Source organism: Bacteroides sp. ZJ-18, from assembly GCF_011038705.2.
Classification (GTDB): domain Bacteria; phylum Bacteroidota; class Bacteroidia; order Bacteroidales; family Bacteroidaceae; genus Bacteroides; species Bacteroides hominis.
Genome location: NZ_CP072198.1, coordinates 4,265,174 through 4,284,006 on the forward strand (window position 1 = coordinate 4,265,174; position 18,833 = coordinate 4,284,006).

Annotated in this window: 10 protein-coding genes; 3 read left to right on the plus strand and 7 right to left on the minus strand. The window is 47.4% G+C overall.

All coding sequences use genetic code 11. From position 1 onward, the window contains the following. Complete coding sequence (locus tag G7Y45_RS17350) at positions 1-1,596, plus strand: MFS transporter (RefSeq protein ID WP_022012322.1); 1,596 nt, start codon at positions 1-3, stop codon at positions 1,594-1,596. Between the two features lie 484 nt (positions 1,597-2,080). Here G7Y45_RS17350 and G7Y45_RS17355 read toward each other — a convergent pair whose 3' ends face one another. Further along, the gene (locus G7Y45_RS17355) at positions 2,081-3,085 is read right to left on the minus strand and encodes a class II fructose-bisphosphate aldolase (protein WP_005807673.1); all 1,005 of its coding nucleotides are present in this window, start codon (positions 3,083-3,085) and stop codon (positions 2,081-2,083) included. A 179-nt stretch (positions 3,086-3,264) separates the two neighbouring features. Next, a complete protein-coding gene (locus tag G7Y45_RS17360; RefSeq protein ID WP_005780642.1) occupies positions 3,265-4,284 on the minus strand; it encodes an endonuclease in 1,020 nt (339 codons plus the stop codon). A 363-nt stretch (positions 4,285-4,647) separates the two neighbouring features. On the opposite strand from G7Y45_RS17360, the gene G7Y45_RS17365 reads away from it, so the two are divergent. Further along, positions 4,648-4,899, plus strand: a complete 252-nt coding sequence (locus G7Y45_RS17365; RefSeq protein ID WP_005780644.1) for a type B 50S ribosomal protein L31 — start codon at positions 4,648-4,650, stop codon at positions 4,897-4,899. A gap of 90 nt (positions 4,900-4,989) precedes the next feature. Here G7Y45_RS17365 and G7Y45_RS17370 read toward each other — a convergent pair whose 3' ends face one another. Continuing rightward, positions 4,990-7,350, minus strand: a complete 2,361-nt coding sequence (locus G7Y45_RS17370) for a HAMP domain-containing sensor histidine kinase (protein ID WP_165015618.1) — start codon at positions 7,348-7,350, stop codon at positions 4,990-4,992. A gap of 202 nt (positions 7,351-7,552) precedes the next feature. Between G7Y45_RS17370 and G7Y45_RS17375 the strand changes: the two genes are divergently transcribed. Beyond that, the gene (locus G7Y45_RS17375) at positions 7,553-9,079 is read left to right on the plus strand and encodes a M48 family metallopeptidase (RefSeq protein ID WP_005780648.1); all 1,527 of its coding nucleotides are present in this window, start codon (positions 7,553-7,555) and stop codon (positions 9,077-9,079) included. 208 nt (positions 9,080-9,287) lie between these two features. On the opposite strand, the gene G7Y45_RS17380 is transcribed toward G7Y45_RS17375, so the two are convergent. The 4 genes from G7Y45_RS17380 to G7Y45_RS17395 all read right to left on the minus strand — a co-directional run bounded on the left by G7Y45_RS17380 (position 9,288) and on the right by G7Y45_RS17395 (position 18,593). Then, positions 9,288-12,146, minus strand: a complete 2,859-nt coding sequence (locus G7Y45_RS17380; RefSeq protein ID WP_165015615.1) for an alpha-amylase family glycosyl hydrolase — start codon at positions 12,144-12,146, stop codon at positions 9,288-9,290. A gap of 174 nt (positions 12,147-12,320) precedes the next feature. After that, a complete protein-coding gene (locus tag G7Y45_RS17385) occupies positions 12,321-13,919 on the minus strand; it encodes a SusF/SusE family outer membrane protein (protein ID WP_032543181.1) in 1,599 nt (532 codons plus the stop codon). 34 nt (positions 13,920-13,953) lie between these two features. Next, on the minus strand, positions 13,954-15,573 hold the full coding sequence (locus G7Y45_RS17390; RefSeq protein WP_122296175.1) for a RagB/SusD family nutrient uptake outer membrane protein: 1,620 nt from the start codon (positions 15,571-15,573) through the stop codon (positions 13,954-13,956). An 11-nt stretch (positions 15,574-15,584) separates the two neighbouring features. Further along, positions 15,585-18,593 carry a TonB-dependent receptor gene (locus tag G7Y45_RS17395; protein WP_005807680.1) on the minus strand — a complete coding sequence of 1,003 codons (3,009 nt, stop codon included), beginning with the start codon at positions 18,591-18,593 and terminating at the stop codon, positions 15,585-15,587. Positions 18,594-18,833 lie beyond the last annotated feature (240 nt).

An 18,833-nucleotide genomic window follows, 5' to 3' on the forward strand; every position in this document is an offset into this window, starting at 1 on the left:
ATGGTAAAGCTCAACCTCCCTACCCGCCCCTGGGTGCCCCAATGGTTGGGCATCGTAACGATGTTCATCGTCATTTTTCCCATCACCCTGCTCAACGGAGCTTACACAGGCAGTATGATCGAAGTGTCGAACACGCTGGGAGTGATGAGCGAAGATATCACGATGGCCTATTATTCAGCTTCGGTGGGGATGGCTGTAGCCTACCCCATCGTACCGAAAATACGTGCTATAGCCACTTCGAAGACCTTGTTGCTCACAGACTTATTGCTACAGGTTTTCTTCAGCCTGATCTGTGCACAGACAGGCAGCATGGACGTCATCATGGGATGCTGTTTCTTCATGGGATTCCTCAAAGGTTTCGTCATGCTCGAGTTCATCATCCTGATCCGTCCACTCTTCAGTCCCAAAAACATACGAAGTGAATTTTACGCCTACTTCTATCCCATTGTCTTCTCCGGAGGACAGTTGTCAATGGCTATCACGGCACAATTGGCCTATCATTATCAATGGCAGCACATGTACTATTTCGTCACCATCCTTCTACTGGTTGCCATTCTGTTTGTATTGTGTTTTTTCCGTTACGCACAACGTCCCGTCCACATCCCGTTCAAGGAGATGGACGGAAAGAGCATGTTCATCATTGCCGCTGCCTATCTGCTGACACTCTATACCTTCACTTATGGCAAAACACTCGACTGGTTCGCATCCCCTAAAATAAGAGTATACGTATTCATCATCCCTCTCCTGATAGCTCTTTTCATCTACCGGCAACGGACACAGCCGAAGCCTTTCGTCAGTCTGAAACCACTTACTCTGCATAAATCCATCATCGGATACGGCTTCATGGTACTCGCCATGTTTCTGACAGCCACCAGTTCACTGGTGACCAACTACATGAACAGTATTATCCGGGTAGACAGCATTCATGCCAATTCACTCAGCCTGTGGCTGTTGCCCGGCTATGTCGTGGGAGCGATTATTTGTTTCTGGTGGTTCCGATGGCAACGGTGGCGGTTTCGCTTTCTGATTTCAGGCGGCATGTTCTGTTACGTCATTTATCTGGCAATTCTCTACTTTGGCATAACCCCGTATGGCACTTACGAAATGCTCTACCTTCCTATCTTATTCCGAGGAGTGGGCATGATGGTCCTGTTTATCGCATTCGGCGTTTTTGTCGTCGAAGATTTAGACCCGCGCCTGACACTGTCCAACGCTTTCTTCCTGATTTCCTTCCGGTCGGCACTGGCACCGGTCCTGTCGGCCTCGTTTTTCAATAACATGCTCTATTATCTTCAGGTGAAAGGCATGAATGTTCTTTCGGAAAATATGACGCTGACCAATCCAATAGCCGAACAGAAATATAACCAGGCACTGAACAGCGCCCTGGCACAGGGGCACGAATTCAGCGAAGCCGGCCAGTTGGCAACCAACAGCCTGTACTCCATTTTGCAACAGCAATCTCTCTTGCTGGCTCTGAAAACACTGATCGGTTATGTGCTGATACTGGCACTGGTGGTTGCAGTCGTTGCAGCTTTTATCCCTTTCCATAAGACATTGAAAGTGGCTGTCGTAAAGACGGGAGACGATATGGTATAACGAACGAGGAAAGAATAAAGATTCCTCCGGCAAATATGTAGTTTGACAACCGTCCCGATAAATTTGATAATCAACAGATTATATTTACCAATATTTTTCTTTCAATGTAAATCCATTTATCCCGGTATGTAAAGACATTATCTCCGGTATGTAAAGGCTTTTATCCCGGCATGTAAAACCATTTACCCCGGTACGTAAAACCATTTATCCCGGCATGTAAAACTTTGATAAGCCAGTCCCGAAAACCCGGTGAATTTGATTATTCACCACAGAAGAGAATAACGTCTCACAGAAGAGAATTTCTCTCCGGAACCTTTCATAAACAAAAGATGAAAACTCTGTGCCTTCTGTACCCCTCGTAGTGAATCAAAACCCGAACCGAATGGCAACCGGATTTTCGGACCGACCTAAAAAAAGCCACTCAATCGCTTGAGTGGCCTTCCAAAAATGTAAATTAAATAAACATGAACAACATCATGTTTTTTTATTCAGCCAATTTATTGTCTGAACCCAGCACATTGATGATTTTGTGCTTGTAGAGTTTTTCCATGTTGTCGCGAGCCGGTCCCAGGTATTTACGTGGGTCGAACTCAGCCGGTTTTTCTGCAAATACCTTACGGATAGCAGCAGTCATAGCCAAACGAGAGTCTGAGTCGATGTTGATTTTGCAAACAGCAGAAGCAGCAGCTTTACGCAACTCGTCTTCAGGAATACCGATAGCAGCTTTCAGTGCACCACCAAATTGGTTAATGGTTGCAACTTCTTCTTCAGGAACTGAAGATGATCCGTGAAGAACGATAGGGAATCCCGGAAGTTCTTTCATTACGCCATCCAATACGTTGAATGCCAACGGAGGAGGAACCATACGGCCGGTTTTCGGATCGATGTGGCACTGTTCCGGAGTAAATTTATAAGCACCGTGAGAAGTACCGATAGAGATAGCCAATGAATCGCAACCTGTTTTAGTTACGAAATCAACTACTTCATCCGGTTCAGTATATGTGTGGTGGTCTGAAGAAACTTCATCTTCTACACCGGCCAATACGCCGAGTTCACCTTCTACAGTTACATCGAACTGGTGAGCGTAGTCAACAACTTTCTTAGTCAGAGCAACGTTTTCATCATAAGGAAGGTGAGAACCGTCGATCATTACAGAAGAGAAGCCTGAGTCGATACAGCTTTTGCAAGTTTCGAAAGTATCTCCGTGGTCGAGGTGCAAAACGATTTCAGGATTTTTGCAGCCCAATTCTTTTGCATATTCTACAGCACCCTGAGCCATGTAACGCAACAGTGTAGCGTTAGCATACTGACGAGCACCTTTTGATACCTGCAAAATAACCGGAGACTTAGTTTCTACAGCAGCCTTGATGATAGCCTGCATCTGTTCCATATTGTTGAAGTTGAATGCAGGGATTGCATATCCACCCTTGATAGCCTTAGCAAACATATCTCTAGTGTTTACCAGACCTAAATCTTTGTAATTAACCATTTTGTTTAAAAGTTTATTGTTAGTGAATCAAAAATTCTACGCAAAAGTAAGAATAATCCTTTGAATAGAGAAACCGTCGGACGGAAATATCCGCCCGACGGGTGCAATTCAATCCTATTTCAATTTATTTCCCATCCTTTAAGAGCCGTTTGTAATGTCTACGTAGCAAATAAAGGGTTTTATTGTTTCCTCATATATATTATGGTAGGCAAGTGGTCACTGTAACCGTCCAACCATACCTTACCGCCGTAGGTGCGCAACGGTGAACCCTTGTATCTGCCCTCCTGCTGGAACAGGTATTCACGCAGAAAGACTTCGTTATGATCATATTTCAGTCCTTTTGCAGCCTGAAGCAGACTGGGTGAAATAATAATCTGATCGAACAGATTCCATTTGCCGCGATACAGCAAAGTGCCGACTCCTTTATCTTCCAGCGTCACCCACCAAGGATTATAGAGGTCATCCTCCGTCATATCTTCGACGTGTTTCTTAGCTCCCAGCACGGCAAGGCTCTGATCCATCGGGTCGTCGTTAAGATCGCCCATAATAATCAGTTTCAGGTCTTTGTCCGAACGCATTAACGAATCCTTCAATGCCTTCACCTGCATGGCGGCATGCATACGCACAGGCTCTTCCGCCCCACGGGATGGCCAATGGTTTACAATCATACATACCTTATCGCCTGCCAGTTCACCACCGACGATCAGGAATCCACGGGTCTTGTGAATCGTATCTCCTTCGAACGGAGTGGAAAGAACCAATGCCGTCGTACGGGGAGTAAACTGTTTGGGATCATACAGCAACGCACAGTCGATTCCCCGTTTATCGGGTCCTTCGTAATGTATGTAGCGATAACCTCCCGCAGCCATTTCCGGTTGGCGAATCAGGTCTTCAAGTACATTCCGGTTTTCAACCTCGGCCACCCCAATGGCGGCAGGTCCGGCAGGTACTTTATCGCGCGATAGTTCACCCAGCACTTTGGACAGTTTTTTCAGTTTGGAGTGATACTTCTCCGAGTTCCATCCCTTAGCAGCATCCGGCAGATATTCATAATCGTTTTTTCCGGCATCGTGAATGGTATCAAACAGGTTTTCAAGATTGTAAAAGGCAACGCTGTACAGCCCGTCTTTGTGCTCCTGCGCACGGACACCGACAGACAGCAACACTAAAAAGCCGAATGCAATAATCAGTTTCTTCATAATTTTGTTTTAAGTTTGATTCACCACAGAGCAACACAGAGCCTTAAGTTCTTGTTATCAGGATATTGGAAAGAAGAAAAAATCTCTATAAGACTCTGTGTTGCCTTGTGGTGAATTTAGTTCATTTCTTAACTATTTAATGTCCTTTTGGGATTTCAAACCAGCGGGACCTTGACTTTAAACCAACGGATTTTCTCCGTCAACCCTGCAAAAGTCTTAAAAAAAAGCGAGAATACGACTTTTTTTCCGAAACTTTTTTCCTAAGAAACAAAAAAGCATTATCTTTGCGCTCTGAAAAATGACCATTACACTATTCTTACCAAATAGTAAAACGATATAATAATTTAAAAAACAAATATTGAAATGAAAAAAGGTCTTCATCCTGAATCATACCGTCCGGTAGTATTCAAAGATATGTCAAACGGTGATATGTTTTTGTCTAAATCAACTGTGGCAACTAAAGAGACCATCGAATTCGAAGGTGAAACTTATCCGTTGCTGAAAGTCGAAATCTCAAGCACTTCTCACCCGTTCTACACAGGTAAATCTACATTGGTAGATACAGCCGGACGTGTTGACAAGTTCATGAGCCGTTACGGTAACCGTAAGAAATAATCAAACGGACTTCCGATTGATAAAAATAAGCTGCCTCCTTTGCGGAGGCAGCTTATTTTTTTGCCTATATGGAAGAAGAGATTATGGAAATCATCCTTCCGAATTCCTTATTAACGGAAGCACCAGAGTAAAACGACTGCCTTTTCCGACCTGAGACTGCACTTCGACACGTCCGGACAGCCGTGTGGCAATCACCTTGCAGATAGACAATCCCAATCCGGTGCCCTGCGCAAATTCATCCGCTTTATAAAAACGGTCGAAAATGGCGTTCAGGTGTCCGGTGTCGATCCCTTTGCCGGTATCTTCCACATAAATGCCTACTTCGGCCCGCCCGGGATCCACTTCGCATCCCAGCGTAATGCTACCCTCCGCAGTAAACTTGTTCGCATTGCTGAGGAAGTTGGAAATGACCTGTATCAGGCGGAGCTTATCCACTGCCACATACACAGTCCAGCTATCGTCCATCTTCAACCGGAACTCTACAGGAGGATGGATGATCACCTGATGGGTACGATAAATTTCAGAAACAATCTTCGCCAGGTCATACCGTTCTATGACAAATTCCTGATTATTGGAGTCCAGTCGCGAAATATCCAGCACATCACTGATCAGCTTGAGCAACAACTCGCTGTTATGATTCACAATTCCGATCATATCCTTCTTCTCCTCCTCGTCAAGCTCCCCGGCCGTCTCGTCTACCAGGATGTTGGTGAAGCCGACGATGGCATTTAGCGGTGTACGTATTTCATGGCTCATATTAGCCAGGAACGACTGCTTCAGTTCAGCGTTTTCCGCAATCTCTTTCGCCTTGATCAGTTCGTCCTCCCTTCGTACCAGTTCCTGTACATTCTGTATGACACCTGCTATCACCAATTCTCCCTGATTATCCTTCAGGCTGTCGCAACGGCATTCAAACCACTCGTACCCTTTCGCCTCATCAAAGCAGAACCGCAGCCGCTGCAGAGCCATCACCTGCAACTCTTTCGTCTCCCTGAATAATTTCTCAATACACTGCATGTCATCGGGATGCAGATACTTTAAGAATTGCCTGAAAGCATAGCGCCGGCACTTGATACCGGTAAGCTGTATAAAGTTCTCGTCCAGGTTCAGCTCTCCCCTGCGTATATACCACAAAGAGATATTTCCTCCCGAGGTGGAAAGAGACAGATGCTCGTGTGCGCTCTTCAAAGCCTGTATATCTTCATGTTCACAACGGACTTTGCGGCGGATGCGCAGCAGGGCAATAAACAAGACAATAAACAAACAGACAAAGACAGCTCCGGAGACATATATTTCACGACGATATTTATCGTAAAAAGGCCGATTGAGTATTTTTACATTCTCCGGTACATTGGCTACATCAAAAACTTTAAAAGCAGAAAAAGGGGTCCAGTCCAAGATATATTCCTTGGCAAGCTCGCGGCGTTTAGGCCCTTTAACTCCATTCCCCACCCAAAATTCTTCTGCCAGCAAAGCTACGGCCCCTGCCGATATTGCATCGGTAGCCATATATCCACCTACAATGCCGATATTTTCATTAAACCCCTCACGGATGCAACTGAATGAAGGAATATTCAGCACGCGGGAAACAGGCATGGTCGAAACATCCCATTTATCCAGCAAAAAAGCCGTATCATGTTGCCGTTCTTCGGGCATGCCGGTAATCACAAGCAGAGACAACCCTGCCATATAACGGAAAGGAAACATCTTTATCGTAAAATCCTTGGTATCCTCATTTCGGGAAAAACGGTCCATTATGGCCAGATTTTCTTTCTGAGCCAGACCATAAAGAGTCTGATAGATGTTCGAATCAAAAATACCATTCTGTCTCCCCCATATAACAATATTCTTTTTATCCTCCTCCTCCAGTAACCTCTTCATAGAACATTTTCCCAAAAATGTTAAATCCAGGTTATATACCACAGTGATATTGTTACGGCCAAACAGCCGCTTCATGAATTCGATGTTCGTTTTGAAATCGGGTCTATCGGAAAGTAAATATACCGGTGCATCCTCGTATTGCCTCAACTGCTCTTCGTTGGGAAAATGAATGTTACTCAGCACAACAGGACGCTTCCGCAGCAAAGGGTGTGCCGACTTCAAAACCGAATAAGCAGCCTGATCTCCTACAACCAGCAGCATATCCACACTTTCGTCACCAACAGAATCCAGATAACCGCGCATGCGTTCTACTTCCTCCTGCTCGTTGTAAAACTCACAATTTAAATAAAATTCTGTAATCCGTGGAGTAATCCCTTTTGCTTTCAGTTCCTCTTCCAGATTTTGCCGGAACTTACCATATCCTATATCATTTGGACCGAACGAATAAACCAATTGTATATTCTTCTCCATCTGTTCCGTCTGGTGACTTTGTACAGAATATGCCCAACCGGCGGCTAAAATCAGGATAAGGCCGATAACGGCAATGTATAGAATTCTGGAACGTTTCATTAAGACTCTTGCTGACGTTTGTTTTCCCTTTCAATTTTAAAATGTACAAATATAAAGTATATTATTTATATCTAAATACAAAGAGGCATATTCTTTATAGGGAAAATCCTATTGCACAATAGGGAAAAAAGCTGTGACAGAGGGAACTTCTTTTGTATCTTCGTAACATCTAAATAATAAATTTACTAAAAAAGATACGACTATGAAACGACTTGCTATTCTGTTTGTGCTTGTTCTGACATCGTGCATCCTGTATGCCAGAAGTGGAAAAGGGGATAATCTCAGCGGTCCTATCGCGCTGAAAGGCGAATTGACGGAGAAATATCAAAACTACTCAAAAGGGACTCCGGTCGTCATACGCGGAGTGCGAAAGATGAGAATTTCACCCAACGATGCGGTGGGCATCACTTACGGAGTGGAAATCGACGGACTGCAATATCCTATCGGAGAGGAAGAAGCCAACAAAATCATCCGATTGAAACCGGAAACGGTCCTTGAGTACTGGCAGGGGATTTACCTGTCACAAGGCATGTACGATTACTACGACCGGAAAGGATACCGCTATGACATGCGGCAAGAGCTGGACGAGGAGTGCCTGGACTATCTGGACAAATTAAACGAAATCAGTTATAAAGACGCTTACATCGAGGATTACGTACAAGCCATTTTTGCCAAAGTCAATCCGGGAGAGGTGGATTCCAAACGTCCGGAACGCCTGAATGTACGCATCATCCAGTCGCCCGAACCGGATGCTTATATGTTGCCCAACGGCGCTATGCTGGTAAGTACCGGTTTACTGTGCACACTCGACTCCGAAGAGGAGCTGGAAGCCGTCATTGCCAACGAAATGGTTCACTTCATCCTCGATCATCAGGTGAACAACGTGTCACGTGCCGAAACCCGTGCCAAACGTGCCGCTTTCTGGGCAGACGTGCTCGGTACGGTAGCCATGGCGGCCGATGACACCAACTGGATGTACGGATACGACGAACGGGTGGGCGCCATTGAACTGGCCGCCAGCATCGGAACCATTGCGGCATTGGTCAACGTACGGACAGTAAACCGCCTGGGAATGGATTACAACAGCAAACAAGAGATACAGGCCGACCGGATTGCAAGAGACTATCTGGCGTTCAAAGGATTGAACCCCGATGCATTATCCTCGGCTATCGCAAAAATAAAAGATTTCTATGGTTCAACGCACCGTTACAACAACCTGACACGATATGACAGCTATGCACGACTGAAAGAACGACTTGCCAAACTGGGAGAAAAAGAAAGCATCCACAGCCATGCTTATCAGAAAGCGACATCGGATATCGTGACGTTCAACGCAGCCATGTACCAGGGAGACAAACGCTACAAAATGGCCGAACAGCTTGTATGCAAGAACATAGACAACAAGGTGGCTTCGGACCACGATTACGTAATTCTGGTGAAAGCACGCATGGCACAGGAAAACACTCCCGAAAGCAATGAATCCTGCCTGAAACTGCTGGAGAAAGCCAAAGAGATCGCTACCGCCCGCAACCTGGACATCAACAAACAGGAGATCCTGCTGCTGATGCGCATGAACAAACAGGTAAAGGCTGCCGATAAGCTGAAGGAATACAGGGATCTGCTGATGCAATACCAACAGCAGAACGCGCTCGGTTCGGAAGAATCCGGATGGATCGGTGAAGAGATGAACTGGACAGAGAAGATGCTGTCGAAGATCAGCCTGCTGTAAAGCCCAGTCACCAATATTTCAAAGGGTGTAGCCACAGCGGTCGGATGGCTACACCCTTTGCTGTGTATGAGGCTGTGTCAAAACTCACCACAGAGGACACAGAGTAACACAGAGGCGATTTTAAGTTATTGATTATTAATAAAAGACTCTGTGATACTCCGTGTTACTCCGTGGTGAAAAGAGTTATGACACATCTCCCTTTTTATAATCAGAAGTTAGTATAGACGCGACATCCATGGGCAGGTATCGTCAGGCCGGTCTGCATCGAGGTCACATGGAGTTTCGTACCATTCAGATACTCCGTCCAGACTCCCGTTGCCGGGAAGGTAGTGATTGCCTCTATCGGCTTAGCGGTGAAATTGCCCACCACCACCAACTTCTTGCCGTTGGCTGCCTCGAGGGTGAGAAAACGTCCTCCGGTCCAGTTGGCCGTCTTCACCAGCCAGGAGAACGTGGCTCCGGGATCAAAGAGTTCAGCATGTTCCCTCCGCAGTTTCAACAGCTTTGCGTACGTATCACACAATTCTTTCCGGGCTCCATTATCCAGATATTCCCAATGCAGGGGTTTCTTACCGGTCCGCCCTCCCTCTTCAATCGATACATCATATCCCATTTCACCAAACTGCCAGACCATCTTAGGCCCGGGTGCCGTGAAAAAGAATGAAGCATTCGTGGCAAGCTGTTTCATACGGGCATTCAGATCCGATTTTAAAGGCTCCCCGCTGTAAGCAATCTGCTTGAAGGCTGTCCGTTCTTCGTCATGGCTTTCCATAAAACCAACCCATCCTCCGTAGGGCATGGTAGTTCCGAAAGTGACCAACGGAGTAAAATCACTGTCCGACTGATAGCCCATTGCCGACTGGCAATAAGCATTGTTCAGGTTGCGCCAAAGCTGCATGCCTTCTTCCGCCAACTCGCTCTCCTCTTTTTCGTCACAGAAATGCTCAAGGATGACGACAGCCTGCGGATTCACTTCACGAATTGCCCCGTTATAATCTTTCAGGATGGCAATACGCGAAGCATCATATTTTCCGGCGGTGGCCTCCGTACTGCTGTTCTGCGTGAACCCTTTCGTCATGTCGAAACGGAAACCATCGATGTGATACTCTTCCAGCAGGAACTTCAGATTCCGTTTTACAAATGCACGCACCAAGGGCGATTCATGGTTGAAATCGTGGAAGACACCGTAAGGATGGGGCTCTTTCACATTAAACCAGGGGTTATCGGCTGCCGTACGGTTGTTTTTGGTATCCCAATACAAACGGGCAAAAGGATGCGAACCACTGGCATGGTTGTAGACAACATCAAAAAGGACAGCCATACCCGCTTCATGGCATTTATCGATGAAAGCCTTATACATGCGGTCCGTACCGTAAGCCTTGTCCAGAGCGAAATAGAAACAAGGATTGTATCCCCAACTGTCGTTTCCGTCGAACTCCTGCACCGGCATCAGCTCGACGGCATTGAAGCCCAGACTTTTCAGATACCCTATCTTCTCCATCGCCCCGTTCAGGTCGCCTGTAGCAGTGAAGTCGCGCAACAACAGTTCGTAGATCATCAGGTTCTCTTTATCGGGTATCCGGAAGTTTTTGACCTTCCAGTCATAAGCATCCTCCCGTATCTTGAACACAGAGGCAATGCCGACAGCCCCCGAAGGATACTCTTTCGCATCGGGATAGGTAGAAGAGGATATGTATTTATCATTATCCGGATCGAGTATCTTACGGCTGTAAGCATCGGCCAGACGAAGGGTCTCCCCTTCCCTCGTACCTACATAATACTGAAAAGCATATTCACGGGCGGGCTGAAGTCCGGTCAGCGTAATCCACCAGCACCCCGCAGCGTCATCCCGGTTCATCTGGCTGTTGCTTTCATTACTCAGCTTCCAGTCATTAAAGTCGCCCACGACATGTGCAAAGTCCTTATGTCCTCCCTTTTTGTCTTTATCATACAGCACCAGTGTGACAGTCGACGGGTCCACCGGATTGATGCCTTCCTGCAAACCGCCGGGCATGGAGGCATATTTGACAGCCGCCGGCTCAAAAGGTTTGTACAAACGATCGGTAACAGTGACAAACGAGTCCCCGTCCAGTCCCTTTTTGCTGCCGTCGGCACTGCGGATGACGATGCCCAGCTGCCGGACCGGAGTCTCGCCCGAACCGAACCATTGGCGCATCGAAGGCTCCAGCGTAATGCTCCAGATATTATCTGCCACCCGGTTCATTTTGCACTTGTCCACATTGGTATTCCAGTCCGCAGGCACATGCATCCAGCTCCCTTCCGACACCACTCCCGCATGTACATAAACATCACCCGTATAGTCATAAAGCGGAGAATCCTTCGTTGCTTTAAAGTACAGGGTCAGTGGGAGATCGGCATCCGGAGTCCCGGGCCGGAAACTCAGCCCGTCGTCACAGCTCCCCTCCTGTGTGATCCGGAGCTTTTCCGAAAGGCTGCCGCTCCTGATCACAATCTCTCCTTCACGCCCGGCCGGCCCCTGATTGGGAGCCACCGCAAAAGTCAGGTTGGCAGACACCAATCCGCGGGTATTGACCTGAGAAATCCAACTGCGGCCCGCTTCCGGGATTTCGACCTCAAATGCGATATTGGCTTTTACTTCCACCTGCACATTTCCTCCTTCTTTGCCTATTTCGAAGCGGGAGGCCGTCAGTGTCAGCGCATCTTTCTGCTTTTGTGAAACGGTAAAGCTCTTTTCAATTCCTCCTGTCACCAAGGTCAGTTTCACGCTCCGGCTGTCATAACCGGTGTTTTCCTGTGTACTGACAGTGACGGAAGCGTCGCCCGCCCCACCCGAAGACGGAGTCACCGTACACCAGTCTGCCGCCGTACGTGTATCCGCACCGGTCAGCGAGATCCGCCACGGACGCCCTGCCGAGAACGACAAAGTCCGTGTTCCCGAAACGGCGGGAAAGTCAATGCCTTGCTCAAAATAAGTTTCACTATCAGACGAAAGGATCAGAGAATCGGTTTCTTCTTCATCCGACGAACAACCGAAACCAATCAGCGGAAGCAGGAGAAGCAGAAACGGAAAAGATAAATATTTCATAGATTAAAAGGTATTATTGTATATAAAAAGAAGAGAGGGGTATATAAAAATTCACCACAGAGGGTACAGCGTAACACAGAGTCGATTTTTATGTCACTGATTATCGACATGAATACTCTGTGTTACCCTGTGTTCTCTGTGGTGAGAAAATTACCTGTGGTAAAAAATACAGGATTATTTCTTAGTCATGGTAGCCGTTTTGGCATCCGGATTCAGCACAATGGTATAAGTTCCGGCTGTCACCTTCATATTGTCACCATCTTGAGTCAGTGCTCCCAGAGTGCCGCCCAGATTGACAGTCCATGCACCATCCCATCTGAACTTCATCTCACCGGCCACCAGAACAACATCCACCGACCAGAGTTTGGTTGCCGGATCATAGTTCATCAAGGTTCCTTTATCCCATCCGCCGGGCGTGGCGTCACCGATCACTTCCCATCCGGTCTTGGTCAACGAAGCTGTCAGCTTCTTCATATCGGCACCTACCCGATAGTAACCGGCTGTTTCAATCTTGATGTTATCGCCGTCGCTGGGTTTCACAGTAAATGTCCCTACGTTCTTATCTCCATCCCAACTGATAGGGTCCATCATACCGATCCATACCCCGGCATCCCAGAATTTGAATTTGGTATCGGCATCGAAATAGTGTGTCCCGGTATAGATAAAGTCGCGGGCGGCAGACACTACTTTGTAGCAATCGTCTTTCTCGGCATCCCATCCCTGATAGCTTCCCGGCAATGCCATTTCCGCACTCGACAATTCAATGGTAGTTTCTACCATGCTATAAGAATATTTACCGGCATTTGTCAGATTCAGGGTAATCACGTACGGGCTGGCTTTCAGCACCTTGAAGTTAGTAGGCCCTGCTACCAGTTCGCCTTCAAGCTCAGACTCCTTACCGGGCACTGCTCCGTAGTTATCGGAATCCCAGCTATTGTTCGACCTGAATTTAAACTCTTTGTCAAGCAACGAAGTAGTCACCGTCCATAAGCGGGTGGTGGCGTCATAGTCCATTTGCGTATCTTTATCCCAACCACCGGAAGTAGCGTCTCCTACCACTCCCCATACAAGGGGTTCGGTCTGTTCTACCTTACCTTCGGCATCTACTTTGATTCCGTAAAATCCTTTTTTCGCAACCGTCAGGTCCTTTGCCAGAACCTTGGTAAGATCACTTCCGTCCACAATGGCATACGAAGCGCCGTCCGCGTCAAAGTTGGCATATCCCTGATATACCCCGTCGCCATCCGGATCACCCAGGAGGTAAGCATTCATATAGTCCCAATCAGGATACCCTACGGCCACATAAGCAAATTTCCAGTCAACCGCATTCGGATCAAAAGGAGTAGCCTTGAAAGTAATCGAGTTCGAAGCCGGATCAGCTGTCAGGTCATACGCCTTAGAAGTCAGCGTAATCGTAAAGTTATAAGTCTGTCCCGGATAAGCGCCCACTTTGGCCATCATAGCGTTCATCTGCGCATTGGTAAACTTCAGGACGGTAGCCCCGGTTTCACCTAATAAAACGGTTTTCGCATTCGCGTCATTCGTCAGCGTAACGTCATAGTTCACCACTGCCTTCACTCCATAGTCCGCCGGCGTCCACTTAATCTCAGGAAACTCCGCCGCAGCATTTTCATCGTTGAAAGTAAAGTCGCTTTGAGAGAAAGGCTCAAAAGCAGAGGCTTTCTGCAACTCCATGACGGGCGACTTCTCGTCTTCGCAAGCCGTAAAAGCCAGGAGCCCTAACAACAGTGTATAGAAATATATTTTTTTCATAATCTTATTCGTTGTTTTTAATGGTCATTCGATTTTAGTATCCTTCATTCTGCTTAAGATTGGTGTTAGAACCGATATCGTCTGACGGAATCGGGAACACGTTGTAGAAGTTCTCTACAGCCTTACCTTTAGCAGCACCGCCCTTCCAGGGCCATACGTAACCGGCAGTAGTAAACAGTCCGAAACGTACCAGGTCCGTACGGCGTTGTCCTTCGAAGAAGAATTCACGCCCCCGCTCGTCAATGATGAAGTTCAATGTCAAATCGGAATCGGAGATAGGAGCCAGCGTTTTATCACTGTATGCTCTTTTACGCAGATCGTTCACATAACGGAGAGCAGTAGCTCTGTCGCCACCCTGACCGCCTCTGAGCACAGCTTCCGCATACGTCAGGTAGATCTCACCCAGACGGAAGAGCGGGAAGTCAACGTAAGCTTCCTTAGAAGGAGGCAGCGTTCCGTCCTTGTTCACATTGAAGTATTTGGTAACAGGAATACCATTATTCTGGAATGTATTTTCGTCAATAATTTCAATACTGGTTGTCAGATCGGTACGAAGCATTGCCTTACGGGTATCCGCATCGCTGCCGCTCTCTTTAAGGAACAGGTTGTAGAGTGAAGATTTTGCCCTCACACCCTGCCATGCTCCTTTGGCGTTGACTTCATCCTGAGTTGCCGTAGCCCCCCAACATAAGAAGGCGGTCATACCACCCCAGGTCATCGTCTGGTCGCCTTCATAGCGTACAGGGAAGATCATTTCGTTAGACAAGTGATTGTCTGCCTTGAACATATCCACATAAACAGGTTCCAACTGATAGCCCACTTCGATCACCTTCTTTGCATACGTGATACATTCGGTGTATTTGTTCAGGCCGACGTAAGTCTCCGCATTGAGGTACAAGCGTGACAAGAGTGCCCATGCGGCAGCCTTGTTGGCATGTCCGTAGTCCTGGTTGTATCCCACTGCCGGTTCCAACATATCTTCCACACACTCAGTCAGTTCTTTCTCAATCCAGTTGAACAGGTCGGCAGCCATGATCTGCTTCGGCGGAATGCTTCCGATCGGGCTGTTTTCGTCTACAAACGGTACATTGCGATACAGGTCGAGCGCATACTCATAGCTCAGTGCACGCAAGAAACGGGCTTCGGCACGCCATGTCTTGATCGAGGCTTTCAGTGAAGCGTCGCAACCGCGGGCATCCAGTTTATCTTCGGTCGTCTCGCGCAGATAGGCGTTGGCTACGTTGATCTGATAGAACAGGCGGTAATATGAACCCTTGATCCACGGACTGGATGCACCCCAGGAGATGTGGTTGAATTCAGGGATACCGGGGTCGTTCCATGCACAGTGTGCGATGTCCGAAGGCAGATCCTGCATATTCCACAATACACGGAGGAAGGAAGCCTGGCTACCGCCGTCGATACCTACCACATCCTGATCGGAGTCACCTCCGCTGTTACCACCGATGGCCATACCCGCATAAATCTTAGCAAGGCTCTGTTCATAGGCTAAAGGCTCGTTCCCGAAAACAACGTCGGAAACCAATTCGTCTTTGTCCAGTGGAACCGTATCGAGGTCGTTCACACAAGACGCTACTCCTAACATCATTCCCAGCAATGCACAGGGAAGAAGATATTTAAATTTTATTGTTTTCATGTTTTACAGATTTAAAAATTGAGATTAAGGCCAATCATGAATACACGGGGGCGAGGATAGATGTTGTTATCGATTCCTTCACCACTGATTTCCGGATCCAGTCCCTTGTACTTAGTGATGACAAACGGATTCTGTACCGTAGCATATACGCGTGCACTCTGTTTATCATTGAAGAGCTTGTTGAACGTATATCCCAAAGAGATGTTGTCCATACGCACGAACGAAGCATTCTGAACGTAATAGCTCGAACGGTATTGAGCGTTCTTGAAGTCGGTGCTGCGGGCAGAGGTCAGACGGTTCTTCAGGAATCCGGTCTGGTCATACATATTGGCGCCTTCGTATGCTTCACGGTTGGACTGTACGTTGTTGTAAACATAGTTACCAAAGCTACCGCGCAAAGCAAATGAAAAGTCCCAGTTTTTATAAGAAAGTTGTGAGGTCAGCCCCATGAACACGTCGGGAGCAGCTTTCTTGAAGCAGATCAGGTCGGCGTCGTTAATCTGGTTATCGCCATTCTGGTCTACATAAGCACCTTCGATAGGTTTACCGTCGGGACCGTAAATCTGCTCGAACACGTAGAAGGAGTTGAATGCCTCGCCTACCCGGTGGATCAGGGCGTTGTATCCTGTACCACCGTCGATACCGCCATGGATGACACCGGCATAGTTGGGGTCGTCGTTGAAGGTCATCTTGGTGATCTTGTTCTTATTGTAAGAGATGTTGTAGCCGATGTTCCAGTTCCAGTCTTTGGTTGAAACGGCATGGGCATTGATGCTGAATTCAAAACCCTTGTTCTCCAATGTACCTACATTGGTCAGCAGTTGATTGCTGAAGTTGGTTCCGGCAGGAGCTGTAACGGTGTTGAGTAAGTCCTTCGTTTTACGGAAGTAATAGTCGATTGTACCCGTGATGCGTCCATTCAGGAAACCATAATCGATACCTACGTTCCAGGTAGTGGTTTCTTCCCACTTCAGGTTCTGGTCGTAAGGTTGCGGAGCAATCAGAGAGTATTCGGTGTCACCGAAATAATAGTTGGCACCTGCCTTGGAGTACATATAGCGGGCCATATACGGATAGTCTCCGTTACCCAGGTTCTGCTGTCCGGTCACACCATAGCCCAAACGCAGCTTCAGGTCCGAGATAGCGTTCACATTCTTCAGGAATGACTCCTCGTTCAGTTTCCACGCCAGTGCTACGGACGGGAACAATCCCCAGCGGTTGTCCGGGCTGAAACGTGAAGAACCGTCGTTACGCAAGGTGAATGTCACCAGATAACGGTTCAACAATGTATAGTTGAGACGTCCGAAGAAAGAAACCAGGTAGCTTTCGCTCGCATAGTCATCCCCCTTCTTATAGAATTCTTCCCCGGTCTTCTCTGCATAAGCGGCCGAGTAGGGATAAGAGTTGGTAGTCGAATTATAGAAATGCTGCCAGGAGTAACCTGCCATGACGTCGATGTAGTTGACTCCGAACGTATTGGTATAGTTCAGGTAGAAATCGAGCAAGGTGTTGCGCTTCAACTGTGTATAATGGCTGTTTTCGCCAAAACCGCTTTTGAAGTTACCCGTACAGTAAGTCAGCGGTGAATTGTCGGCGATAATCACGTCACCCTTACTCTTCGATACGTCATAACCTAAATTCAGGTTAGCGCGCAGTTCGGGCAAGAAGTGGAATTTATAATCGATCTGCGCGTTGCCGATACTGCGGTAAACGGTCGATTTATCATCTTTCTCTTCAAGCATGGCAACAGGGTTGGCCAGACCGATATCAATCGGAGAAATCTTGTCTCCCTCCTGCTTCATATACATAAAGTATCCGTTTCCGTAAGGGTTGCCTTCCATATAGACAGGCTGTGTGGGGTCATACTGGGTAGCCAGACCGATAGCTGCACGGTCGGCAAAACGGTTCTTGTTGTACACTCCCTTCACATTCAGCTGGATGTTGAGCTTCTTGTCGAAGAAGTTGGGGTTCAGGTTAATGGCACCTGTCAGACGTTGCATGTTCGAAGTCTTCAGTATACCGTTTTCGTTTGTATACGCCACAGACACACGATAAGGCATATGCGGAACGGCTCCGGATACACTTACATTATGGTCGGTGCTGAAAGCCGTGCGGAATATTTCATCCTGCCAGTCGGTAGAGGTTTTGCCCAAAGCGTTGGCCTGAAGACTATTCTCGCCAAACTTCTCGATCACGAAATTACGGAAATCGTCTGCCTTCATCACATCGACCGTATTCGACTTCGTACTGATAGAGAACGTGCCGCTGTAGTCCACCTTCACGCGTCCCGACTGTCCCTTCTTGGTGGTAATGATGATAACACCATTGGAGGCACGCGAACCGTAAATAGCAGTAGCAGAGGCATCTTTCAGAATCGTAAACGTCTCGATGTCATTGGGGTGGACGGTAGAGAGCGGATTGCCCATACCTTTGATTTCGGTGTTATCGACAGGCACCCCGTCAATAACGATCAGCGGGTCGTTGCTGGCCGACATGGACGAACCTCCGCGCACACGGATCGTAGCCCCGGCTCCCGGAGCGCCGCCGTCGGTAATCACGCTGACACCTGCGGCCTTACCCACCAACAGGTCGGAAGCCGAAGTAGCCATACCTTTTACCATCTTGTCCGCATCGATTGCCATCACCGAGCCGGTCACGTCATTCTTCTTCACGGTACCATAACCGATCACCACCGCTTCCTGAAGCATCACCGCGTCATCTTGGAGGGTCACCGTCACACTGGGAGCAGCTTTCACTTCAACCGGCTTGTAACCGATGAAAGAAATCACGAGGGTAGAATGTTGAGGAACACTCAGAACAAAGTTTCCGTTCAGATCGGTAATCGTACCGATAGAAGAATTATCCTTCACAACCACATTCGCGCCGATTACGGGTTCACCCGTTGAATCTTTCACATGTCCCTTGACAGAGACTTGCTGTGCATAAGCGCTCAATGACAAGAATAGCCCAAACAACAGGGGCAGAATCATACGACAGATTCTAAGATTAACTTGCTTCATGCATTTAAAAATTAAAGTTAACAATATAAATATTAATATGATTTCTAAACTTTACATAGAGAATGAACGACTCCATTCCCGTTCTTGATTACGTAGCAAAAATAGTATATTAAGCGACAGCCACTTATTTAATGTCCGACAAATCCGCTCCCGCAACTACGCAAACGATTGCACCGTAAAAGCGGGGTTATAGCACATTGTCACCGAACTTTTTAGCCTCCTTTACACTATTTTTGTATC